Consider the following 24,437-nt stretch of genomic DNA (forward strand, 5'->3'; position numbering starts at 1 on the left):
CCCTTGCGCGGGCAAAATATTCACCATTTGAAAGGAGGATTGTTATGGCTCACCACAGCCATGTTATCAGTACGCTGGTCACCACAGAGAAACAGGCCCTGACCCTGTCGCTGTTCGGCTGCATCTCGTTTGCGCTGTTCGGCATCGGTTACGGCCTCTTCGTCGGCTCCAACGCCATCATGCTCGATGGCATCTTCACCCTGTTCAGCATGGGGATGACGGGCCTGGGACTCGTCACTGCCTATCTCGTTACCCGCCCCTCCGATGAGCGTTTCCAGTACGGCTATGCCCACTTCGAGCCCATCACCAACGTCATCAACGGCGGCATCATCCTGCTGCTCTGTCTCGGGGCCCTCTACAGCGGCATCACTACCCTGTTTGAGGGAGGACGGGAGATCGATCTCGGCCACGCGCTCATCTATGCCGCCGTCTCCACCTTCTTCTGCGCCATCATCTACCTCATCGAGGCCGACGTGGCCGAGCGGGTCAATTCCGAGCTGGTGCGGGTGGACTCCAAGGAGTGGCTGGTGGATACCCTGCTCAGCGCCACCCTGCTCATCGGCTTCGTGGTGGCCATCGGCCTCGATGCCATCGGCTACGGCCACTACAACCGCTACATAGACCCGGTACTGGTCTCTCTGCTGGCCCTGTGTGCCACCCTCATCCCCATCAAGGTGCTCGGTCGCAACCTGCGGGAAGTATTGAAAATTGCCCCGAGGGGGGATGTCTCGCAGCGCGTCGCCCGGGAGGTGGACGCCCTGCGTCAGCGCTATGGCGTCGAGTGCTATAGCCATCTGGCGAAAAGCGGCCGCCGTTTCGATCTCGAACTCAACATTCTGGTGGCGCCGGATCAGGAGTGGCCCGTCGAGCGTCAGGATGCCCTTCGCCAGGAGCTCTGGTCCCGCCTCGGCGATACCCTGGGGGACGCCTGGCTGTCGGTCTGCTTCACCCGCGAAAAGCGCTGGCTGTAACCGCCGCTTGAACTGCCGTTTGGGGGAGGCCAGCCGCCGCCTCCCCCTGTCATCACATCTTCATGGCTTCCCTCTTGCCAAAACGGCGCCAACCGCTATCATCAGGGCTCACTTTTAACCCGAGGTTTTATTGCCCATCATGGACAATCCCCGAAGTTGCCCTTCGTTTCTTCCCGTCAAAACCTATCTTTATCTGCTTAATCAGCGCCTCTGAACAACGTCATAGCCTTGCTGTCACTACGGCCGTCGTGCGCCGTGATCACGTTTGCTCTGTCTGTTTTTATTGAGGTCACATAATGGAATTGCTGCTGGATCCCCATATCTGGATCGGTCTTTTTACCCTGATCATTCTCGAGATCGTGCTCGGGATCGACAACCTGGTCTTTATCGCCATCCTGGTGAAAAAACTGCCCCCCGCCCAGCGGGACAAGGCCCGCATCATCGGCCTGTCGCTGGCCCTGCTGATGCGCCTGGGGCTCTTGAGCGTCATGTCCTGGCTGGTCACCCTGACCACCCCCATCCTGCACATCTGGGATCACCCCTTCTCCGGGCGGGACCTGATCCTGATGGGGGGCGGCCTGTTCCTGCTGTTCAAGGCCACCTCCGAGCTGCATGAGCGGCTGGAGGCCAAGCCGCCCGAAGAGGGGCCGGTCGGCGTCTACGCCAGCTTTGGCGTGGTGATCACCCAGATCCTGGTGCTGGATGCCATCTTCTCGCTGGACTCCATTATCACCGCCGTCGGCATGGTGGAACACCTCGGCGTCATGATGGCGGCCGTGACCATCGCCATGGTGGTGATGGTACTCGCCTCCAAGCCGCTGACCCGCTTCGTCAACGCCCACCCCACAGTGGTGGTGCTCTGTCTGAGCTTCCTGTTGATGATCGGCTTCAGCCTGGTGGCGGAAGGGTTCGGCTTCCATATTCCGAAGGGTTACCTCTATGCGGCCATCGGCTTCTCGGTGCTGATCGAGTTCTTCAACCAGCTCTCCCAGCGCAGTGCCGAGCGCCACGAGGCCAAGCTGCCCCTGCGCGAGCGCACCACAGCCGCCATCTTCAAGCTGATGGGCAGCAAGGCGTATCAGGACAAACCGGACGACGATCTGGATGCCCCCGCCCCCGAGCCGGTGAGCTTTGGCGAGGAGGAGCGCTACATGGTAACCGGGGTGCTGTCGCTGGCCGATCGCTCCATCCGTACCATCATGACCCCGCGCTCCGAGATGGCCTGGATCGACGTCAACGACACCGACGACGAGATCCGCGCCCTGCTGAAGCAGGAGCCCCACAGCCTGTTCCCGGTCTGTGACGGCGATCTGGACGAGGTGATCGGGGTGGTCAAGGCGCGCGACCTGCTGTTTGCCCTCAACGAGGGACAGTCCCTGAGCGAGCTGGCCAAGCAGAACGACCCCATTATCGTGCCGCAGACCATCAACGTAATTAAGCTGCTGGCGGAGCTGCGCCAGGCCAAGGGCAGCCTCATCCTGGTGGCCGACGAGTTCGGCATCATCCAGGGGCTGGTGACCACCCACGACCTGCTGGAGGCCATCGTCGGCGAGCTGCCCGATGAAGACGAGACCCCGGACATGGTCCGCGACGGGGCTGGCTGGCTCATCAACGGCAGCACCAACATCCACCACGTGGAGCAGGTGCTGGAGCACGAAGGGCTGGTGAGCGAGAGCGACGAGTACGTGACCCTCGCCGGCATGCTGCTCTCCCACTTCGGCACCCTGCCCGCCCCGGGCCAGCAGCTGCAACTGCAGCAGCTCTGCTTCGAGGTGGTCGAGGTGAGCGAGCGGCGCATCGAGCGGGTGCGCGTCATGCCGCTGGCGGCCTGACGCCATCTCGTGAAGCCTGCTGCAAAAGGGGACCTTGTCGGTCCCCTTTTCTATTTATCCTCCCCCCTTCCTCCTCTCTCATTTCGCCATTGCTGTCATCAGCGCAATTCTCATCTGCAATTACCCCTCTTTTTCGCAAGGGATGCCGGCACTAGAGTGAGCCCATCATCACCATGAGGAATGCACCATGCACCACGATCACCTGTTCTGCCCCCTGCGTCTCGGCCAGCTGCACCTCAACAATCGCATCGTCATGCCCCCCATGACCCGCTCCCGCGCCAGCCAGCCCGGCGACGTGGCCAATGCCATGATGGCCACCTATTACGCCCAGCGCGCCGGGGCCGGCCTCATCATCAGTGAAGGCACCCAGATTGACCCCATGGGCAAGGGTTACGCCTGGACGCCGGGGATCCACAGCGCCGAACAAGTGGCCGGCTGGAAGCAAGTGACCGACGCCGTCCACGCCAAGGGCGGCACCATGTTCGCCCAACTTTGGCACGTGGGCCGGGTCACTCACCCTGACAACCTCGGCGGTGCCCAGCCCATCTCCTCCTCCGCCATTCAGGCGAAAGGGGTCAAGGTGTTCGTCGACAACGGCAGCGATGCCCCCGGGTTCGTCGAGACCGTCACCCCACGCGCCATGACCCAGGCCGACATCGACCAAGTGGTGGGCCAGTTTCGCCAGGCGGCCCGCAACGCCATGCTGGCCGGCTTTGACGGCATCGAGCTGCACGCCGCCAACGGCTACCTCATCAACCAGTTCCTCGACTCCGAGTCCAATACCCGTACCGACGGCTACGGCGGTTCGCTCGAAAATCGGCTGCGCTTCCTCAAAGAGGTGACCGAGGCGGTCTGCAGCGAGATCGGGGCCGACCGGGTCGGGGTGCGCCTTGCGCCGCTCACCACCTTGAACGGTACCGTGGATGCCAACCCGCAGGAGACCTACCTGGCCGCCGCCCGCCTGCTGGGCCGGCTCGACGTGGTCTACCTGCACGTTGCCGAGGCGGACTGGGACGACGCCCCGCTGATGGCTGAGAGCTTCAAGCAGGGGCTGCGCGATGCCTTCCCCAACACCCTCATCTACGCAGGCAAATACGACGGCGAGCGCGCCCGGGCGGCGCTCGAGGCGGGCTGGGCCGACATGATAGGCTTCGGTCGCCCCTTCGTGGCCAACCCCGACCTGCCCGAGCGGCTGCGCCACGGCTATCCGCTGGCCCCTCACGATCCGGCCACCCTGTTTGGCGGCGGCGAGAAGGGCCTGACCGACTACCCGACCTATCAGGCAGCCGCCCAGCCCCACACGGCCTGAATCAAACCCGCCCAGGCATAAAAAAAACGCGCCCACCATCACTGGTGGGCGCGCCGTTTTGGCTTTTCACGCCAGCCAACGCTCAGTAGAGGCTGACCCCGTAGCAGGCGGCGTAGCTTCTGATCTCCCGGGTCAGCCGCGCCTTGTCGGCCAGGCTCAACCAGCTCGCCTCGACGGCATTGAGTGACAAGCGGCAGAGCTGGTTCATGCTGGCTCCCAGCTCATGGGCCAGGGCCTGGAAGTTGGCGTTCATGTAACCGCCGAAATAGGCGGGGTCGTCCGAGTTGATGGTGACGCACAGCCCTTGCTCCAGCAAATTCAGTACGTTGTGGTGGGCCATCTGGTCAAACACCTTGAGGCGGGTGTTGGAGAGGGGGCAGACGGTGAGCGGCAGCCGGGTATCGGCGAGATAACGCAACAGCTCGGGATCGTCGACGCAGCGTACCCCGTGATCGATGCGCCGCACCTCCAGCTCCCGGATGGCCTGCCAGATGTAGTCCGCCGGCCCCTCCTCGCCGGCATGGGCCACCACAGGCAACCCCAGCTCGCGGCAGCGGGCAAAGACCCGGGCAAACTTGCCGGGCGGGTTGCCGAGCTCCCCCGAGTCGAGGCCGATGCCATGAATGCGCGACAGGAAGGGCTCTGCCTCTGCCAACGTGGCGAAGGCCTCCTCTTCGCTCAGGTGGCGCAAGAAGCTCATGATGAGCCGCCAGCTGATGCCAAACTCTTTCTCCCCGCGCTGCAGCGCCCGCTCGATGCCGCCCAGCACGGTGGCAAAGGGAATGCCACGGGCGGTGTGGGTCTGGGGGTCAAAGAAGATCTCCACGTGCACCACCTTGTCGGCGGCGCAGCGCGCGAGATAGGCCCAGGTGAGATCGAAGAAGTCCTGCTCGGTAACCAGTACGCTGGCCCCCAGGTAGTAAAGATCGAGGAAGGATTGCAGGCAGTCGAACTCGTAGGCGGCGCGCACGCTGGCCACATCTGGCCAGGGCAGGGCCACGCCGTTGCGCTGGCCCAGGGCAAACATCAGTTCCGGCTCGAGCGAGCCTTCGATATGGAGGTGCAGCTCCAGCTTGGGCAGACCGGCAATAAAGTTATCCATGATGACGGCTCCATCAGTGCACAGACAGCGGGACCCGCCAGTGGCAGAGCGGCTCCCTCCCCTGCAATTCATTGTGCACCTATCTCTGTTTATGGGGGAGACTTGTCATCAAACAGACTTATAATGGCGTCACAAAAACAACATAACTATTTGAAGATCTTGAGAGTTGGCGCAACTTTCCGCCGCCTCTTGCGCCTACACAAGGAGTCCCCATGAAGAAAAGCGTCATCTGCGACATCGACGGCGTCATCCTGCACAACAACGATCTGGTGCCGGGCGCCGACCGCTTCGTCCACCGCCTGCTGGAGCAGGGCAGCAAGCTGCTGTTTCTGACCAACTACCCGGCCCAGACCCAGAAAGATCTGCAAAACCGCTTCCGCTCCGCCGGGATCGAGGTGCCGGAGGAGTGCTTCTACACCTCTGCCATGGGTACCGCCGACTTTCTCAAGCGTCAGGACGGCAAGAAGGCCTATGTGATCGGCGAAGGGGCACTGACCCACGAGCTCTACAAGGCCGGTTTCACCATCACCGACATCGACCCCGACTTCGTGGTGGTGGGCGAGACCCGCAACTACAACTGGACCATGATGCAGCTGGGGGCCAAGTTCGTCGATCAGGGTGCCCGCTTCATCGCCACCAACCCGGATACCCACGGCCCCATGATGCACCCGGCCTGCGGCGCCCTGTGCGCCCCCATCGAGCGGATGACCGGCAAGAAGCCCTTCTACGTCGGCAAACCGAGCGCCTGGATCATCCGCGCGGCGCTCAACCGGATGGAGGCCCACTCCGACGACACCATCATCATCGGCGACAACCTGCGCACCGACATTCTGGCTGGCTTCCAGGCCGGCCTCGAGACGGTGCTGGTGCTCTCCGGGGTGAGCAAGGTGGCCGACATCGACCGCATGCCGTTTCGGCCGAACCACATCTTCGACTCAGTAGTGGACATCGACATCGTCTGACCCGCTACCCAGGATAGAGAAGAGGGCAGGCAGGCCCTGCCCTCGCAGGAAACAACATGGAACCCATTCTTATCGCCGTGGCCTTCGGCTGCGGCATGCTGGTCAACCTCATCGGTCTGCCGCCCCTGCTGGGCTTTCTGGCCGCCGGCTTCATCCTCAACGCCATGGGCTATCACAACACCCCGGCCCTCAGCGAAGTGGCCGATCTCGGCGTCACCCTGCTGCTGTTCACCATCGGCCTCAAGCTCAACGTCAAGATCCTGATGCGGCGTGACGTCTGGGGCACCACCAGCCTGCACCTGCTGCTCTCCACCCTGCTGTTTACCGTGGTGCTGCTGGTGTGCAAAGGGCTCGGACTGGCGCTGGCCATGTCGCTCGACTGGCAGCTGGCGCTGCTGCTGGGCTTTGCCCTCTCCTTCTCCAGTACCGTGTTTGCGGTCAAGGTGCTGGAGGAGCGCAGCGACATGAACGCCCTCTATGCCCGCCTCGCCATCGGCGTGCTGGTGATGCAGGATTTGTTCGCGGTGGCCTTCCTGGCGGTCTCCAGCGGCGAGTGGCCCAGCATCTGGGCGCTCTGGATCCTGGGCCTGCCGCTGCTGCGCCCCTTGCTGCTGAAACTGCTGGAGCGGGCCGGTCACGGCGAGCTGCAGGTGCTGTTCGGGATCTTCCTGGCACTGGTGGTGGGGGCCGCCGGCTTCGAGGTGGTGGGGCTCAAACCGGATCTGGGGGCACTCATCATCGGCATGCTGATCGCCTCCCACCCCGCCTCCGCGGGACTGGCCAAGTCGCTCTTTAACCTCAAAGACCTGTTTCTCATCTGCTTCTTTCTCACCATCGGCCTCAACGGCCTGCCGACCCACGACACTATGTTGTTGGCGCTGGCACTGGTGCTGGCCCTGCCGCTCAAGAGCGCGCTCTACTACCTGGTCTACAGCGGCGCCCACCTGCGGGTGCGCACCGCCCTGCTCTCCACCCTGGCGCTCACCAACTTCTCGGAGTTCGGCCTCATCGTCGCGGCCATCGCTGCCAAGGCGGGCTGGATCTCCCACGAGTGGCTGGTTGCGCTCTCTCTGGCGCTGGCAGCCAGCTTCATGATCTCGGCCCCCCTCAACGGCCAGAGCGAGCGAATTTACCATCGGCTCGGCAACTGGCTGCGTGGCATGCAGGCCACCACCCTGCACCCGGAGGACAGGCCCATCGAGCTCGGCGATGCAGAGGTGATCATCCTCGGCATGGGGCGGATCGGCCAGGGGGCCTACTTCGAGCTGGAGAACAAGTACGGCACCGTGATCCTCGGGGTGGAAAACGACAGCGACAAGCTGCCCACCCTGCGCGCCCAGGGGATGAACGTCATCGAGGGGGACGCCACCGATACCGACTTCTGGGACAAGGTGCTGCTCTCCAACCAGGTCAACCTGGTGCTGCTGGCCATGCCTCACCACTCGGGCAACCTCTACGCCATCGAGAAGCTGCGCAGCCACGGCTTTGCCGGCAAGATTGCCGCCATCGTCCGCTTCGAGGACGACATCGCCTCCCTGAGAGAGCAAGGGGTGGATGCGGTGTTCAACGTCTACGACGAAGCGGGCAGCGGTTTCGCCCGTCACGTCATCAAGCGGCTGCAACCACGCTGACGGGCGGGAGCAGCCCCTTGGCAAGGAGGGTGCTATCGTTTACGTTATGCACAACCTCGTTTAATAAAACGAACAATCACGGGGCCTGGATGGCCCCGTTTTTTATCCCTTGCCAAGGAGGCAGCATGAAGACCCTCAACGACTGGATCCTGCTCAGCAGCCACGAGGTGGCCCCCACCCCGCTGATGCCCGCCCCCGAGCGCCTGCGCGCCGGCAACCCACGCCAGACGGTGTGGAACCACTACTCGGATCCGAGCCAGCAGTTCCACGTGGGCTTCTGGAGCTGTGAGCCGGGGCGCTGGGCCATTCACTACACCGAGCATGAATACTGCCAGCTGCTGGAGGGCGAGGCGGTGATCCACGACGGCCAGGGCGGCAGGCTGCCCCTCAAGCCCGGCGATCAGTTCGTCATCCCCGCCGGCTTTGTCGGCGAGTGGGAGACCCTCACCCCCTGCCGCAAGCTCTATGTGATCTTCGAACCAGCCAGCTGACGTTCACGTCAACCTCTTCTCTTTTTTCCGGCGGCCGGACGGGTCGCCGCACTCCTCTGTCGGCTTGACGCTTACGGCATGATTTTCTGCGGTTTTCCCGCTTGCAAAAGGTTTTTGCACTAGGCATTGTGATTGGCGAGGAATGTAAATGGAATTTCGAGCCCGAACGTGGGGGGCTCATATAAAAATCAAGAGGATTACCGCCAATGTGTTCTATTTTCGGCATTCTGGACATCAAATCCGATGCGGCCGCCCTGCGCAAATCGGCGCTGGAGATGTCCAAGCGATTGCGTCACCGCGGTCCTGACTGGTCCGGCGTCTACAGCTCCGACAAAGCCATACTGGTGCACGAGCGCCTGGCCATCGTCGATCCTGGCAACGGCGCCCAGCCGCTCTACAACCCCGAGCGCACCCATGTGCTGGCCGTCAACGGCGAGATTTACAACCACAAAGAGCTGGAGAAGAACCTCAAGGTCGACTTCCAGTTCCAGACCCACTCCGACTGCGAGGTGCTGCTGGCCCTCTACAAGGAGAAGGGCCCCGCCTTCCTGGATGACCTGAACGGCATCTTCGCCTTCATCCTCTATGACGCAGAGCAGGATGCGTATCTCATCGGTCGCGACCACATGGGGATCATCCCCCTCTACACCGGTCGCGACGAGCACGGCAACTTCTACGTCGCCTCCGAGATGAAGGCGCTGGTACCGGTCTGCAAGAGCGTCGAAACCTTCCCGCCGGGACACTATCTGTGGAGCAAGGATGGCGAGCTTAAAACTTGGTACAAACGCGACTGGATGGAGTACGGCGCGGTCGAGCACAACGTCAGCGACAAGGCCGAGCTGAAAGCCGCTCTGGAAGCGGCGGTCAAGCGTCAGCTGATGTGCGACGTGCCCTACGGCGTGCTGCTCTCCGGCGGGCTGGATTCCTCCGTCATCTCCGCCATCACCAAGCTCTATGCCGCCCGTCGGGTTGAAGACGATGGCAAGAGCGAGGCCTGGTGGCCCCAGCTGCACTCCTTCGCCGTGGGTCTGGAAGGCTCGCCGGATCTCGCCGCCGCCCAGAAGGTCGCCGATCATTTGGGCACCATCCACCACCAGATCCACTTCACCGTGCAGGAGGGGCTGGATGCCCTGCGGGACGTCATCTATCACCTCGAGACCTATGACGTCACCACCATCCGAGCCTCCACGCCCATGTATCTGATGGCCCGCTACATCAAGGCGATGGGGATCAAGATGGTGCTCTCCGGCGAAGGCTCCGACGAGCTGTTCGGCGGCTACCTTTACTTCCACAAGGCGCCCAACGCCCGCGAGTTCCACGAAGAGAACGTGCGCAAGCTCGCCTCTTTGCACCTCTATGACTGCCTGCGCGCCAACAAGTCGATGGCCGCCTGGGGGGTCGAGGGTCGCGTGCCCTTCCTCGACAAGGAGTTCATGGACGTGGCGATGCGTCTGCAACCTGCCGACAAGATGTGCGGCAAGGGCAAGATCGAGAAGCACATCCTGCGCGAAGCGTTCGAGGATCTGCTGCCCCATGAAGTGGCATGGCGCCAGAAAGAACAGTTCTCCGATGGCGTAGGCTATTCGTGGATCGACAGCCTGAAAGCCATGGTCGAGCAGGAAGTGACGGATCAGATGTTCGAGGCGGCAGCCTTCCGCTTCCCCGTCAACACCCCGCTTACCAAGGAGGCCTACTACTACCGCGCCATCTTTGACGAGCACTTCCCGCTGGAGTCCGCCGCCCGCACCGTGCCCTATGGCAAGTCGGTCGCCTGCTCCACCCCGACCGCGCTGGAGTGGGATGCCAAGTTCAAGGAGATGGCCGACCCGTCCGGTCGCGCCGTGATGGATGTCCACCAGCAGGGTTACTGATCTGCTGGCGTCCTCCCTTGCCTCAATGCCAAGCCCCTCCTGCGAGGGGCTTTGTTTTTCCCGCCGACCCATTCCCGCTTTTTGCATAACAAGGGCCCATCTCGCCCTTGGCGACCGGGCTCGCTCGTGTCACATTGTTGCGGCTTGGAAGCAACCACAACGACACAAGGAGCACGTGATGAACCGACTGCTATTGCCGCTGGTGCTTGGCACCGCCCTGTTTCATGGCGAGGCGTACAGCGCCGACCACCTCTGGAGCCAGACCCTGCCCGATTACAGCCAGGGCTATGACGAGCAGCGGGACCCGGCCCGCGATCTCGCCGCCGCCACCACCAAGGCCAGTGCCGAGGGCAAGAAAGTCCTGCTGCTGGTGGGCGGCGAGTGGTGCAGCTGGTGCCAGGAGATGAACCACTTTCTGGACCGGGAGCCCAAACTCGCCGGCCAGTTCAACCGCACCTTCGTGGTGGTCAAGGTGAACGTCAGCAAGCAGAACAAGAACGAATCCTTCCTCAAAGATTATCCCGAGTACCTGGGGGTGCCCCACTTCTACGTGCTGGATGGCAAGGGCAAGCTGCTCGAATCCTTCAACACCGGGCTGCTGGAGAAGGGTGACAGCTACGACGGGGAGAAATTCGGCAAGTTCATCGCCTTCTTCCAGCCCAAGCCCACCCGCGGCTAGCGAGCCCCTGATATGAAAGCCCCGCACGGTCGGCTGACGGTGCGGGGCTCGATAATTGGAACCTGGCAGGAAGGCGCAGCTTCAGGGCTGGGCATCCTGCTGATTGGCGGGGGCGGCCTTGATAAAGGCCTGCAACTGCTCGCAGTTGGCGACGATGCGGTTGATGGTGGGATAGTCTTCCAGCGACATGTCGTAGCGACGGGCGTTGTAGACCTGGGGCACCAGCATGCAGTCCGCCAGGGTCACCTCGTTGCCGACGCAATAGATGCCGGCGGTGGTCATCAACAGCTGCTCCAGCGCGCTGAAGGTTTCGTCAATCCAGTGGCGATACCAGGCCGCTTCCTGCTCCTTACCCGCCCTGAGATGCTCTCCCAGGTAATTGAGCACCCGCAGGTTGTTGAGGGGATGGATGTCGCAGGCGATCATGTTGACGATCTGGCGTACCCGGGCCCGCTCCTCGGGGGCGGACGGCATCAGCGGGTGAGCGGGGTAGGTTTCGTCGAGGTACTCCATGATGGCCACCGACTGCCCCACCTGCACCTCACCATCCACCAGAAACGGCACCAGCCCCTGGGGATTGAGCCGGCGATAGGCCTTCTCGCGCTGCTCGCCCTGCCGCAGATTGACCGGATGCTGCTCGTAGTCGAGCCCCTTGAGCTGCATCACGATCCGTACCCGATAACTTGCCGATGAACGCCAATATCCAAACAACTGCAACATACTTTGTCCCTGTGTTGACAGGTGCATGGACACCTGCCGCTCACCCGTCGGCCACGTGCCCATGCCGCCCCCTTCACTTCGTCTGACTGGCCTCTGCCGGCGTGACCCGCTGCAAAATGGTGCCAAACAGACTCATCCCGTTGCGATCCTGCATCGCGATGGACACTGTATCACCAAAGCGCAGAAAGGGTGTAGTGGCTTGACCTGACTCGATAATTTCCAGCATTCGCAGCTCGGCGAGGCAGGATGAGCCGCGACTTCTGTCGTAGTTGGAGACGGTGCCCGAGCCGATGATGCAGCCCGCCCCGAGGGGCCGGGTCTTGGCGGCGTGGGCGATCAGCTCATAAAAGTTGAAGGTCATGTCCACCCCGGCATCGGGGGCCCCGAACAGGGCGCCGTTGAGGTGGGTCTCGAGGGGCAGATGCACCTTGCCGTCGCGCCAGTCATCTCCCAGCTCGTCCGGGGTGATGGCCAGCGGCGAGAAGCTGCTGGAGGGCTTGGACTGAAAGAAGCCAAAGCCCTTGGCAAGCTCACCCGGGATGAGGTTGCGCAGGCTCACGTCGTTGACCAGCATCAACAGCTTGATGTGACCGGCGGCGGCCTGCGGGCTGGTGCCCATCGGCACGTCGTCGGTGATGACGGCGATCTCCGACTCGAAATCGATGCCCCACTCCTCCGACCCCATCGGGATGGTGCCACGGGGCGGCAGGAAGCTGTCCGAGCCCCCCTGATACATCAGGAGATCGTGCCAGAAGCTTTCCGGCATTTCGGCGCCGCGCGCCTTGCGCACCAGCTCCACGTGGTTGACGTAGGCGCTGCCGTCGGCCCACTGGTAGGCGCGCGGCAGCGGGGAGAGACAGACCGTCTCGTCGAACGGGAAGGCGTCAGGGCTGGCGCCATCGTTGAGCTGCTGATAGACGGCGGTCAGCTTGGGCGCAAGCTCGGCCCACTCGTCGAGGGCCGCCTGCAGGGTAGCAGCAAGGTGCGGCACGCGCACCGCGCGGCTCAGATCGCGACTCACCACCACTAGGGCGCCGTCCCGTTTGCCATTGTTCAGGGTTGCCAGTTTCATAGGGATTCCTTTTATTTGCCGTTGGTGGCGGGTGTGAGTTCCGGGCGCAACCAGCTGGTGACGTAACGCGGGTTCTCCACCCCGTCACACAGGCTGCCGACGTTGAGTGCATCGCGGGTATCCAGCATCACCGCCACCTCGTCGGTGAACTTCTTGGCGTAGGCCTGACCCGCCGCAAACGCCTTGGGATGGGGACCGTGGGTAAATCCGGCGGGATGGAAGGTGACCATACCCCGCTCTATGTTGTCCCGACTGAAGAAATCCCCGGCGTGATAGAAGAGCACCTCGTCGTAGTCGTCATTGCTGTGGTAGAAGGGCACCTTGAGGGCGCCGGGATCGCTCTCGATGGGGCGCGGCACGAAGGTGCAGACCACGAACCGGCTCGCCACGAAGGTGGAGTGAGCCGACGGTGGCAGGTGATAGCGGTGGCTCATCAGCGGGCGGATATCTCGCCAGTTGAGGCGCACCACGCAGAGATCCCCGTGCCACCCTTGCGCATCCAGCGGATTGAACGGCCAGGTGATGACCGACACCTGGTTGTGCCGCTTGACCTGCAGCGACCAGGGATTCTCATCCTGCTGGGCCAGGAAGCGCTCGTTGATGGCCGGCACGTCCAGCGCCGCCGGGTCGAAGATGGCGTGATTGCCCACCAGCCCCTTGTCCGGCAGCTGGTAGCTGTCGTTGGTCGCCTCGATCATCAGGATGAACAGGGGCGCCGTCGGCTCGATGCGCCACATGGTGCCGCGGGGGATCACCAGGTAGTCGCCATCGCGCAGGGTCAGGTGACCGTAATCGCAGTAAAACTCGCCGCTCCCCTCGTGGATGAACAGGAGCTCGTCGCCATCGGCGTTGCGCACCAGGAACGGCATGGGCTCATGCAGACGCCAGATGCGGTAACGGCAGTGGGGATTGCTCAGAATATCCGGCATCACCCAGGGGGAGAGGGAGCTCACCTCCTCGCCGAGGGCGTTGAGATCGAACAGGCGCGGGCGCAGCGGCCCCTCCCAGTTGATCCAGTCGGTGGGGGCATGCTTGTGGTGCATGTGGGTGGCCGGCCCGAAAAAGCCGGAGCGGCCCAGTTCACGCTCATAGATGGCCTGCTCGGGCAGGTCGGCATGAGCCTGGCGGGAGTGGGTCCCCTCCCGGTGGGGAAAGTTAATCCAGTTACGCATTGCCAACCTCCCTTGCCTGACCGACAACCTGCACGTGGCGGCTTTCGTTACGCATCATTGAGCACCCCGCGACGGATCTGATCCAGCTCGATGGATTCGAACAGTGCCTGGAAGTTGCCCTCGCCAAAGCCTTCGTTGCCCTTGCGCTGGATGATCTCGAAGAACACCGGGCCGATCACGGTATCGGTGAAGATCTGCAGCAGGATGCCGTCCTTGGTGGGAGAGCCGTCGATGAGAATGCGCAGCTCTTTGAGCGCCGCCAGATCCTCCTGATGCCCCTCGACCCGGCTGTCCACCTTCTCGTAGTAGGTGTCCGGGGTCGGCATGAAGCCGGTGCCACGGCCGCGCAGGGTACGGATGGTGTGGTAGATGTCGCTCGACGCCATGGCGATGTGCTGGATCCCCTCCCCCTTGTACTGGCGCAGGTACTCCTCGATCTGGGACTTGTCGTCGGAGGATTCGTTGATGGGGATGCGAATTTTGCCGCAGGGTGCCGTCATGGCGCGAGAATGGAGCCCGGTCAGCTTGCCCTCGATGTCGAAGTAGCGGATTTCGCGGAAGTTGCCGATCCGCTCGTAGAAATTGGACCAGACATCCATGTTGCCGCGCTGCACGTTGTGGGTCAGGTGGTCAATCTCGTAAAGACCTGCATCCACCTCGGCCATGCGCGCCTGCCAGTCGGGATAGAAGACAAAATCCACGTCATAGATGGAGCCCTTGTCGCCGTAGCGGTCGACGAAAGAGAGGGTGCTCTCGCCGATGCCGTAGATGGCGGGGATGTTGAGCTCCATGGGGCCAATCTTGCCGACGAACGGCTTGGCACCCTTGCCGATGGCGTACTGCTGGGCCTTGCCTGCATCGCTCACCCGAAACGCCATGCCGCAGACGCTCGGCCCGTGCAGGCTGGCAAACTGCTCGGCCTGGGAGTGGGGCTCGGCATTGACCACGAAGTTGATGTCGCCCTGGCGGTAGAGCCAGCACTGCTTGTGCTTGTGCTGCGCCACCTCGGCAAAGCCCAGCGAGACGAACAGCGCCTTGAGGGCGGCAATGCCCTTGGCATCGGGCGCCGTGTACTCGACGAATTCGAAACCATCGGTGCCGAGCGGGTTGATGGTGTGAGTACGGGCAGAAGAAGTGGTCGTCATGATGCGCTCCTTGCGATTGACTGATAACGAAACGGGTCACACCGGGGCGCTGCGGGCAGCTGCCACCGGCATTGTTAACAACTTGTTTCATTAGAGGCAGGGGCGTAGCGGAAGAAAAGAGGCGGCGTTCAGATAGTTTGACGGGGGAGACGCCCAAAAGATGTAAATAGATTGTGACATTGAGGGCGCAGCCTTGTGGCGCGCTCGGTGGCGGCCCACAAGGCTGTCAGTTTTGCCTTACAGGGACCAGTATCTGGGCTCGATGCGGGGCAGTGACTGCCGCGCTTGTTGCAGCCGCGCCGGGGTGGGGTTGATGAGCCAGGCCGCCTGCCCCTCTGCCAGCAGTGGCAAGTCGTGCAGGCTGTCGCTCAGGGCCAGGGTGGCGCTGAGGGCCTGGATCCCGGGCAGGATCTTGTGGCGGCCGTGACAGTAAAAACGTGGCATCAGGCCGCCGAGGCGATAGTGCATCCGCGAGCCCAGAATACGATGGGGCAGTTGGCCGGGCAGCTGCTGATGGAGCTGACCCCGCACCAGGGCGCGGGGGCTGGCGGAGAGCACCCAGCAGCGCAGCCCTTCGGCCAGCAGCAGGGCGCGCGCCTCCTGAAACAGCCCAGGTCGGGTGCGGCAATAGGCCCGCACCAGGCGGCGCCACGCCAGCGGCGAGAGCCCCAGGGTGATGGCCCACCAGATCAGTGAAATGCCGCGCCTGCGCTGGCTTGGCAGCAGATAGACCAGCCCCCCCAGCGCCATCACAGGCCACAGCAGTAGCGGCCAGATCCGGCGGCGCAGGATGAAACGCAGCAGCCCGGCATGGCTGTCATCCGGCGCCAGGGTGTCGTCAAAATCGGCCAGGATCCAGCCGCTGACGGGCAGATCCGGTGCGACTGGCACTGTTGTCCCCATCATTCGGCAAGCCCCGCGATGGCTGTATACAGCTCGGGCAGCACAAACAGCGCGCCTTCGTCGGGCGGACAGACAAAGTCGAACGCCTCCCCCGCCAGGGTGAAGGCGAGGCGCCAGGCGTGCAGATAGCCGCGATCGGCCGCCGTGCCGCCGTAGCGCTCATCCCCGAGGATCGGCGCCCCCACGCTCTTCAAGGCCACCCGGATCTGGTGGGTCTTGCCGGTCTGAGGCTTGATGCGATAAAGGCGCAGCCCCTCGCGCACCGAGACGGAGTCGAACCAGCTGATGGCGGGGTTGTCGAGTGTGCGGGTCAGCATCCAGCTGCCCCCCCGCCCCTTTTGCATGTCCCCCTTCACCCAGCCCTGCTTCTTCTTCGGCTTGCGATCGGAGAGGGCCAGATACTGCTTGCTCACCTCCCGCGCGGCAAAGGCCATGCTGAGGGCCCGGTTGGCCTCGGTAGTGCGCGCCAGGAGCACCAGCCCGGAGGTCATCTTGTCGAGCCGATGCGCTGGATAGAGCTGCAGACCCGTGTCCGCCTTGACCCGGCTGACCAGGCCAGGATGGAGCAGACCGGACTCGTCGGTCTCGTCGTGCATGCCGAGCCCGGGTCCCTTGTTGATAACCATGAAATCTTTGTGCTGCGCTAGTATCCGGTACATCAATAACCCTTTAGAATGTTTTTAATTACAAGAAGATGACCCTGCGGGGTCGCACCCCATGAACACTCAGAACAAGACTCGCACGGATGAAGAGATGCTTGCTTTGGCTGCTGCTGATCGGTATCAGCCATGCTGTTCCCCTGCGGGCCAGCGAATCCCCCCTTGAGGCCCCGGAGCGAGTAGTGCTCCAGTTGCGCTGGCTGCACCAGCCCCAGTTCGTTGGCTATCACATGGCCAAGGCCAAGGGCTTCTATGCCAGTGCCGGGCTGGACGTCGAGATACGGCCCGGCGGCAAAGACATCAGCCCGGTAGCAGAAGTGCTGAGCGGGCGGGCCGACTTCGGGGTCGGTAACACCGAAGTGCTGACCAGCTACGCCAATGGCAAACCGCTACTGGCGCTCGCCAGCGTCTATCAGCACTCGCCGTCCATCTTTCTGGCCCGCCGTGACAGCGGCATTCTCACCGTTGACGACATGCGTGGCAAACGGATCATGATGTTTTCGGCCCATCAGGACGCCGAACTGCTGGCCACCCTCTTCTATCAGGGGCTGAGCGAGCGTCAGCTCATCCCGCTGCCCACCTCGGTCAACATCGAAGATCTCGTCGAGGGGCGGGTCGACATCTTCAACGCCTACCTCAGCAACGAGCCCTTCTATCTGGAAGAGCGCGGCATTCCCGTCTCCGTCATCAATCCGCGCAACTACGGCATCGATTTTTACAGCGACATCCTGTTCACCACCCAGGCCCAGGAGCACGCCCATCCGGATCGGGTGGCCCGCTTTCGTGCCGCGAGCCTGGCCGGCTGGCGTTATGCCCTGGCCCACCCGCAGGAAGCCATCGCCCTGCTGCGCAAGGAGTATGGCGTCAACCGCAGTCAGGCCCACATGGAGTACGAGCTGCAGGTGAGCAAGGAGATGATCCAGCCGCTCTATGTGGAGATCGGGTATATGAATCCGGACCGCATGGCCCATATCATGCAGCAGCTGGTGGAGATCGGGTTGGTGCCAAAGCCGGTCTCCTTGAGCGACTTTCTCTACCAGGCCCCCTCCGAGCAGTGGATCTTCTGGCGCCCCTGGTTCCTGCTGAGCTTGGCGGCCAGCGTGCTGATCCTGCTGCTGGCCCTCTATCTATTGATGTGCAACCAGCGGCTCAACCGCGAAATTGCCCTGCGCCGTCAGCGGGAGGAGGAGATCTGGCAGTTGGCCCGCCGCGACCCCCTCACCAACCTGCCCAACCGGCTGAGCCTGATGGAGCGGCTCGCAGCCCAGATCAAGGGGCCGGCGCCAGGCTGCCTGCTGTTTTGCGATCTCAACGACTTCAAGCAGGTCAATGACGACTTCGGCCACAGCCACGGCGATGCCCTCCTCTGCCAGCTGGCGGAGCGGATCAGCCGCAGCCTCGGGCCACTGCACTTCTTTGCCAGGCTGGCCGGCGACGAGTTCGTGTTGCTGTTGCCGGGCCATGATCAGGCGCAGGCCGACGCCATCGCCGAGCAGATCAGGGCCACCATGCAGCCGCCGTTCGAGGTAGAAGGGATCCCGCTGGCGGTCGGCATCAGCGTCGGCATCAGCCAGTACCAGCCGGGCTGGCGTCCCGAGCAGTGGTTGATCCAGGCCGATCGCGCCATGTACCACGACAAGGGAAACCCGCTGAGCCAGGCCACTGCCTGATCGACACGCCAGACAGCACAAGGCCACCCGCAGGTGGCCTTGTTGTATGGATGTCAGCGAGGGCTAACCGAAGGTCTGCCCCAGGGATTTGAGCTGTCTGGCCTTGGTCAGCAGGATCTCGCTCGACTCGTCCACGTCCTGCATCTTGTTGCTGTTGGCGTGGGAGTGCTGCGAGATGAGGTTGACGTTCTGGCTGATGTCCTCCACCACCGCCTGCTGCTGCTCCGCCGCCGCCGCCGCCGAGATCTGGGCCGAGAAGTCCATCACCAGCTCGATCTCCGCCAGCACCTGATGCAGGCTATCCGACCCCATCCGGGTCATCTCCACGCAGGCCTGAGTCTGTTGCAGGTTGTTCTGCATCATCCCCTTCCAGCCGTTCAGGGTGCGCTGGATCTGGCCGATACTGCCCTGGATCTGTTCGGTGGCCTTGTGGGTGCGGGTAGACAGGGTGCGCACCTCGTCCGCCACCACCGCAAAGCCGCGCCCCTGCTCGCCGGCCCGCGCCGCCTCGATGGCGGCGTTGAGCGCCAGCAGGTTGGTCTGATCGGCAATGCCCTGGATCTCCCCCATCAGCACCCCGATGCGATCCGACTCGCTGGCCAGCGCCACCGCCGAGGCAAAGGCGTGCTCCGCCTCCTTCGCCAGCTCGGTGATCTTGTGCTCGGTCTCGAGCAACTGCTGATCCGTGTGCTGGCAATGAGCCTTGGCCTCGGCAATCTGGCTGTTGGTCTCCTGGATGTTGCGGGCGATCTCCTGCGCCGTGCTCGCCATCTCGGTGATGGCGGTCGCCATCTGCTGGGTCTGGGCATCCTGCTCGGCAATGTCCGAGCTCGCCTCGCTGGAGGCGCTCTTCAGGTGTACCGCCAGATCCTGCAGCGAGTGCGTGGCGTCGTCCACCCGGCCAAGCACGGTGCGGATGCGGGCCTGCAGCAGCTTGATGTGAAAGTCGGCGATGGCGCTCGGCTCCTGCCCCGAGTAGATGAGGCGGGTCAGGCTGTCATACTCGCCGGCCAGTTGCTGCAAGTAACGGGGGGTGGTGATGAGCTCGTGGCGATAGAGCAGCCCCAGCAAGATAAGCGGCAGCGCCATGTAAAGAGCGGCCCAGCCGCCCAGTTCTACTGTGCCGAGCCAACCCAGTGCCAGCAGCCCGGCCACCGCCACCCCGTGACGCAGCCGCGCCAACGAGAGCCTGGGCCTGCCGCCTCCCTGCTCCGCCGCCCGCAGCCGCGCATAGGTGCGAGCGGCGATCTGCTTCATCTGCGGATCGGCGCGGCAGCGCACCGACTGGTAGCCGCTGATCTTGCCCTGCTCGAAGATAGGGGTGACATAGGCATCCACCCAGTAGTAGCGACCATCCTGGCAGCGGTTCTTCACCATGCCGCGCCATGGCTGGCCTTGCTTGAGCTTGCCCCACAGGTCGGCAAATGCCGCCTTGGGCATGTCGGGGTGGCGCACCATGTTGTGGTGCTGCCCTACCAGCTCGGCCCGGCTGTAACCGGCAACCCGGCAGAAGTTGTCATTGGCGTAAGTGATCACGCCCCGCAGATCCGTGGTGGACACCAGCTGTTCATCAGCGGCGAAATCCACTTCCTGATCAACTAGATGAGCTATTTGTTCGCGCATGCAGCCCCCTCTACTGTTTTATTTCTCAATAGAGTGTTGGGAAGCAATCCACAGCTGTAAAGGCGAAATCAAAAAGAAACAGGCCGGTTTGGTACAATCCGGCCTGGCAGAGAATAATCTTTGATTTACATCAAGTTTTTTGCCCGCGCGCACACTTACTGCAGGTTAAGATGGCTGGCGATGGCCTTGAACAGCACAGGGTAGTCATCCTCGAAATGGTGGGCACCTGGCAGGATCACAGTAGTCACGTTGGGCTGCTGCAAGTGGGGGCAGAGCCGTACCGGCGAGTCGTCATCCGCCCCCTGCAGGCAGAGCATCGGCAGGGAGTGAATGGCGTTGACCTCTGGCTGGGTGGGATAGCTGCCCGCCTTGTCGCGGGTCACTATGTCGCTGACGTGGATCTCGAAGTCGGAGGCGGTCGAGGGGGAGAGCATCACGGCCCCGACCAGGCTCTTGCGGTAGGGTTCGGGCAGCCGGTTGATGACGAAGGGCACGATCTCCGCCCCGAAGGAGAAACCCACCAGCAGCCAGCGCTGGCGCCCCCAGCGGGACTGGTAATCGTCCAGGATCCGCACCAGATCGGCGGTAACCTGCTCTGGATCCTTCTTCTTCCAGTAGTAGGTGAGCGAGCTCCAGCCCACCACCGGCATGCCGTGCTGCTGCAACTGGGCGCTGAGCCCCTTGTCCAGCGCGGCCCAGCCGCCATCACCACTCAGAAACACCACCATGGGGGCACTCGAGGCTTGCGCCACCGGCAGCTCCACCAGCCCGAGATCTTCTTTCACCGGCGCGGCCGAGAGCGAGAAGGCGCAGCACGCCAGCAGCAATAACAGGATCCTCATGAACGACTCCTACTTTTTGATGAGCCCGAACGGGCCTCGGCTGATCAGGGAGATCAGGTTGGTCAGCACCCGCGGCAACACCAGCTTGCTGGCGCAGAGCAGGTAGCGCGGCTCCCAGTCCGGCGAGAACTTCTCCTTGTAGCGCCTGAGCCCCTGAAAATTGTAGAAACGGCTGCCCCGGGTGAAGATGGTGTTGCCAAGCTTGGTCCAGTAACCGCTCAGGGGGTGATCGTTGAAGCCAGACATGGGCGCCATGCCGAGGTTGAAGCTGGCGTAGCCCTCGCCCTTGCCCCACAGCAGCAGCTCGACGAACAGGAAATCCATGATAGGGGCCGTGCCCGTGTCCAGGCTGTAGCGCATCAGATCGATGGAGAGGCTCTCCTTGTTGTCGCTGACCAGAGGTTGGCAAAACCGACGATCTGCCCCTCGTGACGCACCAGGGCGGCCGGGCTCAGGCTGAGGTAGGCCGGCTCGAAACTGCCCACCGAGAAGCCTTTCTCCTTGCCCTGTTTGCTCTGCAGCCAGGTGTCCGACACCTCCTTGAGGCGTGGCAACAGTGCAGGTACGCATTCAGGCGCCACCACCTCGAACGACAACCCCTCCCGCTTGCCCTTGGCGTGGCTCTGGCGCAGGTTGCGCAGCCGGCTGCCAGCCAGCTCGAAGGCCGCCAGATCGACGATGGCTTCCTCCCCCAGCTTGAACGGGATCAGGCCCAGCTCCAGGTAGAGCGGCAGGTAGCGGGCCGACACCTGGTAGAACACCGGGCTGGCATCGTGCTGGTCGCACAGCTCGCGAAACTGCCAGAGCAGCTCCTCGATAAGCTCAGGCTGACCGATGGGATCCCCCATCACGATCCAGCCATTGCCCTCGACGCCGTACATCAAAAACGCCTCGCCGCCGGGATGAAACAGCAGCGACTTGTCGCCAAGCTGGGCCAGGTAACCGTGACCGCCCCCCTCGCGCAGCACCAGGGCATGGGCACGGGCCAGCTCCTCCGGCTCCGGCTTGCGCCCGGAGACCCGCAGCGGCGCCAGCAGCTGGGCCACCCCCACCACCGCCAGTACCGCCACCACGCTGCCCATGGCCCGTAGCCCGCGGGAGGCGGCGCCATGGGGCGAGAAGTGGAACCAGAGGGCATGGTCATACTCCACCTGGCGATAGGAGAAGAGCAGCAGCCAGAGCGCCCCCAGCAGCACGGCCCCCACCGAGATGAGCCAGCCTGGGGTAAACTGGGCGTGCAGCAGGGAGCCCTTGCGATAAAATAGCGAGCGGCAGGGGGTGATAATGAGCAGGAACAGCCCGAGCAGCAGGGCCGACTCCCAGTCGAACCCCTTGAGCAGGGAGAAGATCATCCCCAACCCCAGCAGCAGCTGGGTGATGCGAAACGCCGCATCGTGGCGCCGGTAGAGGCTGCGGGCCAGCAGGATCAGCAGCACGCCGCTGACGCTGCCAAGCACATGGGAGAGCTCCAGCAGGTGCAGCGGCAATACCTGCAGGAACATCTCGATGCGCCCGCGCATGGTGGGGATCATCCCCGAGCAGAGCAGCAGGCTGCCCGCCGCGAACGCCCCCAGGCTGATCAGCGCCGGCAGGAACTCCCACACCGCGGTCATGATGCCCTGCAGCCGGCTCCAGCGCGCCTTCTGCTGCAGCAGCTCCTGGCTGGTGAACAACAGTAAGGCGCACAGGAAAGGCAGCACATAGTAGATGCAGCGATAGAGCAGCAGGGAGGCCAAGAGCTTGTCCACCGGCAGGTACTTGGCCAGCAGCAGGCTCATGCTCGCCTCGAACACCCCGATCCCGCCTGGCACATGGGCCAGCACCCCGAGGAAGCTGGCCAGCACGAAGGCACTGAGCAGCACCGGATAGGAGACGCTGTCCGCCGGCAGCAGCACATAGAGCACGGCTGCAGCGGCCATCCAGTCCAGCAGTGCCACCAGCAGTTGCAGCAACCGGGTTCTGAATACCGGCAGCACCAGCTCGTGGCCGCGCCAGACCAGCACGGGCTTTGGCCAGAACAGGTAGCCAAGCACCGCCAAGAGTGCCAGCCCCCCCGCCAGGTTGAGCAGCTGATCGGCCCACAGCGGCCAGTCCGGCAGCAGAGTGGTGGCCTGCCCCACCAGCAGGGCCGAGCCCCCCCAGGCCAGCAGGCCGAGGAAGAAGGTCACCGAGCAGAAGAGGATGATCCTGGCCACCTCCCCGGTGTTGAGCCCGAGGGCCGAGTAGATGCGATAGCGCACCGACGAGCCGGTCAGCAGGGCGAAACCCAGGGTATTGGAGAAGGTGTAGGCGATAAACGAGGTGACCCCCACCTGCTGCCAGGGCAGCCGCTTGCCGAGGGCGTGCACCGCCAGCATGTCGTAGCAGCAGAGACAGCCATAGCTGAGCAGGGTCAGCAACAGGGCACCACCTAACAGCGGCAGCGGCAAAGACCAGATGGCCAGCCGGATGTCGTGCCAGTGCCAGAGGTGGGTCAGACGATAGAGGACGACCAGCGCCGCCCCCAACAACAACAAGCTACATAACGGGCCTAACCAGATAAACAGATGACGCCGCATTGCCAATCCCTACCGACGCGGCTGATGGCTGCCTGCGTCATGTTGCTGAACATTGCACCGAGGCGGACAGTGCCCCTGGCACGTCCTCGCCCCTTGCTCTTTGAATGCTGTGTGATGCGCCATAACGGGCGAGCGGGAAGGTGAGCGTGACGCTTGTTCGTCCGGCAAACCAGCGCGCCCCAGCATGGCATCCCACTTCCTGATTACCCATGACCCTCAGCCAGCTTCAAGAGCCGATATGGCATCGGAGGGCTTGCCACGACTGCATGCCCCAATTCAACCAACATGCTTTTGAGGTCAAAACGATGATTAAACCGGAAGCAGTATTCAGCAAGATGTCTCGGTAAATGCTTCGCTCCGAGCGTATGGCAACTGCCCCGCAGCGAGTTCTTCACATTCCCTATCATCGTGTTTACCCAGTTGAATGCCGGATGATCCAGCAAGTCAAGGTTGCCCCCGGTGACAACACCCAGGTGCTCACAATTGGCCTCCTTCACCGCCCTGAAACAGGCCAATCCATCGGATATCACCGCGCTACCACTGGCAACATGCCGTTTTGCCCAATCAGCAATGGACTTGGTTTTGAAACCATCGACCACCGTCATCCGCATCTTGATTGGATGCCCTTCCTTGTTCAGGGCCACTGCTGCCACAAATGGCGTCTTGCCTGCCGCGCCCCGACCCCGTTTGCCACCACGGTGCTCGCCACCCCAGTAGACATCATCGAGCTGAATGATGCCGCTGATGGGCTGCTTGTCATCGGACTCTTTCATGGCTTGCAGCAGCTTGTGCTTGAGCATCCAGGCGGTGTCATATTTGACGCCCAACTGGCGCTTTAGCTCCATCGCTGACAAACCTGTTTTGGTTTGTGACAACAGGTGCATCGCCAGAAACCACTTGGTCAGCGGGAGCTTGGTGTTTGCGAAAATAGTGTTCCCAGTCAATGACATCTGGTGATGGCAGTGATTGCATTGCAGCACGCGTGGCCGACTTTTCAGGTGACAACAGGTCTTGTTGGCACATTCAGGGCAGACAAAGCCGTGAGGAAAACGCCAAGTGAACAACGCGTTTTCGCACTGAGCTTCAGTGCCATAGTCCTTGAGAAGCTCAAACAGGCTGTAGCCTTTCTGGAATTGGACTTTGCTTTTGGCCATGATCTCGCTCCTCGATAACTGTGCATAAGATCAGTATAGTTCGGGGTGACTGCTAATCATGGGTAATCAGG

General features: G+C 62.8%; 19 protein-coding genes and 1 pseudogene. 9 read left to right on the forward strand and 11 right to left on the reverse strand.

The window, feature by feature from the left end:
- Positions 1–44: 44 nt before the first annotated feature.
- The 3 genes from CAK78_RS15555 (at position 45) to CAK78_RS15565 (ending at position 4,112) form a co-directional block, all read left to right on the forward strand.
- Positions 45–971, forward strand: coding sequence for a cation diffusion facilitator family transporter (locus CAK78_RS15555; protein ID WP_094697865.1), 927 nt, complete (start codon positions 45–47; stop codon positions 969–971).
- A gap of 296 nt (positions 972–1,267) precedes the next feature.
- Positions 1,268–2,803 (forward strand): TerC family protein, encoded by a 1,536-nt coding sequence (locus CAK78_RS15560; RefSeq protein WP_094697866.1) that lies wholly within the window; start codon positions 1,268–1,270, stop codon positions 2,801–2,803.
- Between the two features lie 187 nt (positions 2,804–2,990).
- The gene (locus CAK78_RS15565; RefSeq protein WP_094697867.1) at positions 2,991–4,112 is read left to right on the forward strand and encodes an alkene reductase; all 1,122 of its coding nucleotides are present in this window, start codon (positions 2,991–2,993) and stop codon (positions 4,110–4,112) included.
- Positions 4,113–4,194: 82 nt separating this feature from the next.
- Here CAK78_RS15565 and CAK78_RS15570 read toward each other — a convergent pair whose 3' ends face one another.
- Complete coding sequence (locus tag CAK78_RS15570; protein ID WP_094697868.1) at positions 4,195–5,214, reverse strand: adenosine deaminase; 1,020 nt, start codon at positions 5,212–5,214, stop codon at positions 4,195–4,197.
- Positions 5,215–5,426: 212 nt separating this feature from the next.
- On the opposite strand from CAK78_RS15570, the gene CAK78_RS15575 reads away from it, so the two are divergent.
- From CAK78_RS15575 to CAK78_RS15595, 5 genes are all read left to right on the forward strand, one after another.
- On the forward strand, positions 5,427–6,176 hold the full coding sequence (locus CAK78_RS15575; RefSeq protein ID WP_005302324.1) for an HAD-IIA family hydrolase: 750 nt from the start codon (positions 5,427–5,429) through the stop codon (positions 6,174–6,176).
- A gap of 56 nt (positions 6,177–6,232) precedes the next feature.
- Positions 6,233–7,807, forward strand: coding sequence for a cation:proton antiporter family protein (locus CAK78_RS15580; RefSeq protein WP_094697869.1), 1,575 nt, complete (start codon positions 6,233–6,235; stop codon positions 7,805–7,807).
- Positions 7,808–7,932: 125 nt separating this feature from the next.
- Positions 7,933–8,298 (forward strand): cupin domain-containing protein, encoded by a 366-nt coding sequence (locus CAK78_RS15585; RefSeq protein WP_094697870.1) that lies wholly within the window; start codon positions 7,933–7,935, stop codon positions 8,296–8,298.
- A 206-nt stretch (positions 8,299–8,504) separates the two neighbouring features.
- A complete protein-coding gene (asnB, locus tag CAK78_RS15590; RefSeq protein WP_094697871.1) occupies positions 8,505–10,169 on the forward strand; it encodes an asparagine synthase B in 1,665 nt (554 codons plus the stop codon).
- Positions 10,170–10,347: 178 nt separating this feature from the next.
- Positions 10,348–10,848: a thioredoxin family protein gene (locus CAK78_RS15595; protein WP_094697872.1), complete on the forward strand. Its 501-nt coding sequence runs from the start codon at positions 10,348–10,350 to the stop codon at positions 10,846–10,848.
- A gap of 81 nt (positions 10,849–10,929) precedes the next feature.
- On the opposite strand, the gene maiA is transcribed toward CAK78_RS15595, so the two are convergent.
- From maiA to CAK78_RS15625, 6 genes are all read right to left on the reverse strand, one after another.
- Positions 10,930–11,568 carry a maleylacetoacetate isomerase gene (gene maiA, locus CAK78_RS15600; protein ID WP_176452818.1) on the reverse strand — a complete coding sequence of 213 codons (639 nt, stop codon included), beginning with the start codon at positions 11,566–11,568 and terminating at the stop codon, positions 10,930–10,932.
- A 73-nt stretch (positions 11,569–11,641) separates the two neighbouring features.
- Positions 11,642–12,640, reverse strand: coding sequence for a fumarylacetoacetate hydrolase family protein (locus tag CAK78_RS15605; RefSeq protein WP_094697874.1), 999 nt, complete (start codon positions 12,638–12,640; stop codon positions 11,642–11,644).
- Between the two features lie 11 nt (positions 12,641–12,651).
- A complete protein-coding gene (locus CAK78_RS15610) occupies positions 12,652–13,812 on the reverse strand; it encodes a homogentisate 1,2-dioxygenase (RefSeq protein WP_005302352.1) in 1,161 nt (386 codons plus the stop codon).
- 47 nt (positions 13,813–13,859) lie between these two features.
- A complete protein-coding gene (gene hppD, locus CAK78_RS15615) occupies positions 13,860–14,957 on the reverse strand; it encodes a 4-hydroxyphenylpyruvate dioxygenase (protein ID WP_017408053.1) in 1,098 nt (365 codons plus the stop codon).
- A gap of 237 nt (positions 14,958–15,194) precedes the next feature.
- Positions 15,195–15,863 carry an HAD family hydrolase gene (locus tag CAK78_RS15620; protein ID WP_094697875.1) on the reverse strand — a complete coding sequence of 223 codons (669 nt, stop codon included), beginning with the start codon at positions 15,861–15,863 and terminating at the stop codon, positions 15,195–15,197.
- Positions 15,860–16,519 (reverse strand): TIGR01621 family pseudouridine synthase, encoded by a 660-nt coding sequence (locus CAK78_RS15625; RefSeq protein ID WP_094697876.1) that lies wholly within the window; start codon positions 16,517–16,519, stop codon positions 15,860–15,862. Before CAK78_RS15625 ends, CAK78_RS15620 begins: the two co-directional genes overlap by 4 nt.
- An 86-nt stretch (positions 16,520–16,605) precedes the next feature.
- Here CAK78_RS15625 and CAK78_RS15630 point away from each other — a divergent pair, with 86 nt between their 5' ends.
- On the forward strand, positions 16,606–18,189 hold the full coding sequence (locus tag CAK78_RS15630; RefSeq protein WP_094697877.1) for a GGDEF domain-containing protein: 1,584 nt from the start codon (positions 16,606–16,608) through the stop codon (positions 18,187–18,189).
- 63 nt (positions 18,190–18,252) lie between these two features.
- Here CAK78_RS15630 and CAK78_RS15635 read toward each other — a convergent pair whose 3' ends face one another.
- The 4 genes and pseudogenes from CAK78_RS15635 to CAK78_RS15650 all read right to left on the reverse strand — a co-directional run bounded on the left by CAK78_RS15635 (position 18,253) and on the right by CAK78_RS15650 (position 24,366).
- Positions 18,253–19,812 carry a methyl-accepting chemotaxis protein gene (locus tag CAK78_RS15635; protein WP_094697878.1) on the reverse strand — a complete coding sequence of 520 codons (1,560 nt, stop codon included), beginning with the start codon at positions 19,810–19,812 and terminating at the stop codon, positions 18,253–18,255.
- 155 nt (positions 19,813–19,967) lie between these two features.
- Positions 19,968–20,654, reverse strand: a complete 687-nt coding sequence (locus CAK78_RS15640; RefSeq protein ID WP_094697879.1) for an AcvB/VirJ family lysyl-phosphatidylglycerol hydrolase — start codon at positions 20,652–20,654, stop codon at positions 19,968–19,970.
- A gap of 9 nt (positions 20,655–20,663) precedes the next feature.
- Positions 20,664–23,212: pseudogene (gene mprF / locus CAK78_RS15645) on the reverse strand (bifunctional lysylphosphatidylglycerol flippase/synthetase MprF).
- Positions 23,213–23,415: 203 nt separating this feature from the next.
- Positions 23,416–24,366 (reverse strand): IS1595 family transposase, encoded by a 951-nt coding sequence (locus tag CAK78_RS15650; RefSeq protein ID WP_094697266.1) that lies wholly within the window; start codon positions 24,364–24,366, stop codon positions 23,416–23,418.
- Between the last annotated feature and the right edge of the window lie 71 nt (positions 24,367–24,437).

It is taken from the genome of Aeromonas sp. A35_P, from assembly GCF_002259925.1.
Classification (GTDB): domain Bacteria; phylum Pseudomonadota; class Gammaproteobacteria; order Enterobacterales; family Aeromonadaceae; genus Aeromonas; species Aeromonas dhakensis.

Coding starts and splice junctions, on each gene's coding strand:
- CAK78_RS15555 (WP_094697865.1), top strand. CDS start 45: ATGGCTCACCACAGCCATGTTATCAGTACGCTGGTCACCACAGAGAAA.
- CAK78_RS15560 (WP_094697866.1), top strand. CDS start 1,268: ATGGAATTGCTGCTGGATCCCCATATCTGGATCGGTCTTTTTACCCTG.
- CAK78_RS15565 (WP_094697867.1), top strand. CDS start 2,991: ATGCACCACGATCACCTGTTCTGCCCCCTGCGTCTCGGCCAGCTGCAC.
- CAK78_RS15570 (WP_094697868.1), bottom strand. CDS start 5,214: ATGGATAACTTTATTGCCGGTCTGCCCAAGCTGGAGCTGCACCTCCAT.
- CAK78_RS15575 (WP_005302324.1), top strand. CDS start 5,427: ATGAAGAAAAGCGTCATCTGCGACATCGACGGCGTCATCCTGCACAAC.
- CAK78_RS15580 (WP_094697869.1), top strand. CDS start 6,233: ATGGAACCCATTCTTATCGCCGTGGCCTTCGGCTGCGGCATGCTGGTC.
- CAK78_RS15585 (WP_094697870.1), top strand. CDS start 7,933: ATGAAGACCCTCAACGACTGGATCCTGCTCAGCAGCCACGAGGTGGCC.
- asnB (WP_094697871.1), top strand. CDS start 8,505: ATGTGTTCTATTTTCGGCATTCTGGACATCAAATCCGATGCGGCCGCC.
- CAK78_RS15595 (WP_094697872.1), top strand. CDS start 10,348: ATGAACCGACTGCTATTGCCGCTGGTGCTTGGCACCGCCCTGTTTCAT.
- maiA (WP_176452818.1), bottom strand. CDS start 11,568: ATGTTGCAGTTGTTTGGATATTGGCGTTCATCGGCAAGTTATCGGGTA.
- CAK78_RS15605 (WP_094697874.1), bottom strand. CDS start 12,640: ATGAAACTGGCAACCCTGAACAATGGCAAACGGGACGGCGCCCTAGTG.
- CAK78_RS15610 (WP_005302352.1), bottom strand. CDS start 13,812: ATGCGTAACTGGATTAACTTTCCCCACCGGGAGGGGACCCACTCCCGC.
- hppD (WP_017408053.1), bottom strand. CDS start 14,957: ATGACGACCACTTCTTCTGCCCGTACTCACACCATCAACCCGCTCGGC.
- CAK78_RS15620 (WP_094697875.1), bottom strand. CDS start 15,863: ATGATGGGGACAACAGTGCCAGTCGCACCGGATCTGCCCGTCAGCGGC.
- CAK78_RS15625 (WP_094697876.1), bottom strand. CDS start 16,519: ATGTACCGGATACTAGCGCAGCACAAAGATTTCATGGTTATCAACAAG.
- CAK78_RS15630 (WP_094697877.1), top strand. CDS start 16,606: ATGAAGAGATGCTTGCTTTGGCTGCTGCTGATCGGTATCAGCCATGCT.
- CAK78_RS15635 (WP_094697878.1), bottom strand. CDS start 19,812: ATGCGCGAACAAATAGCTCATCTAGTTGATCAGGAAGTGGATTTCGCC.
- CAK78_RS15640 (WP_094697879.1), bottom strand. CDS start 20,654: ATGAGGATCCTGTTATTGCTGCTGGCGTGCTGCGCCTTCTCGCTCTCG.
- CAK78_RS15650 (WP_094697266.1), bottom strand. CDS start 24,366: ATGGCCAAAAGCAAAGTCCAATTCCAGAAAGGCTACAGCCTGTTTGAG.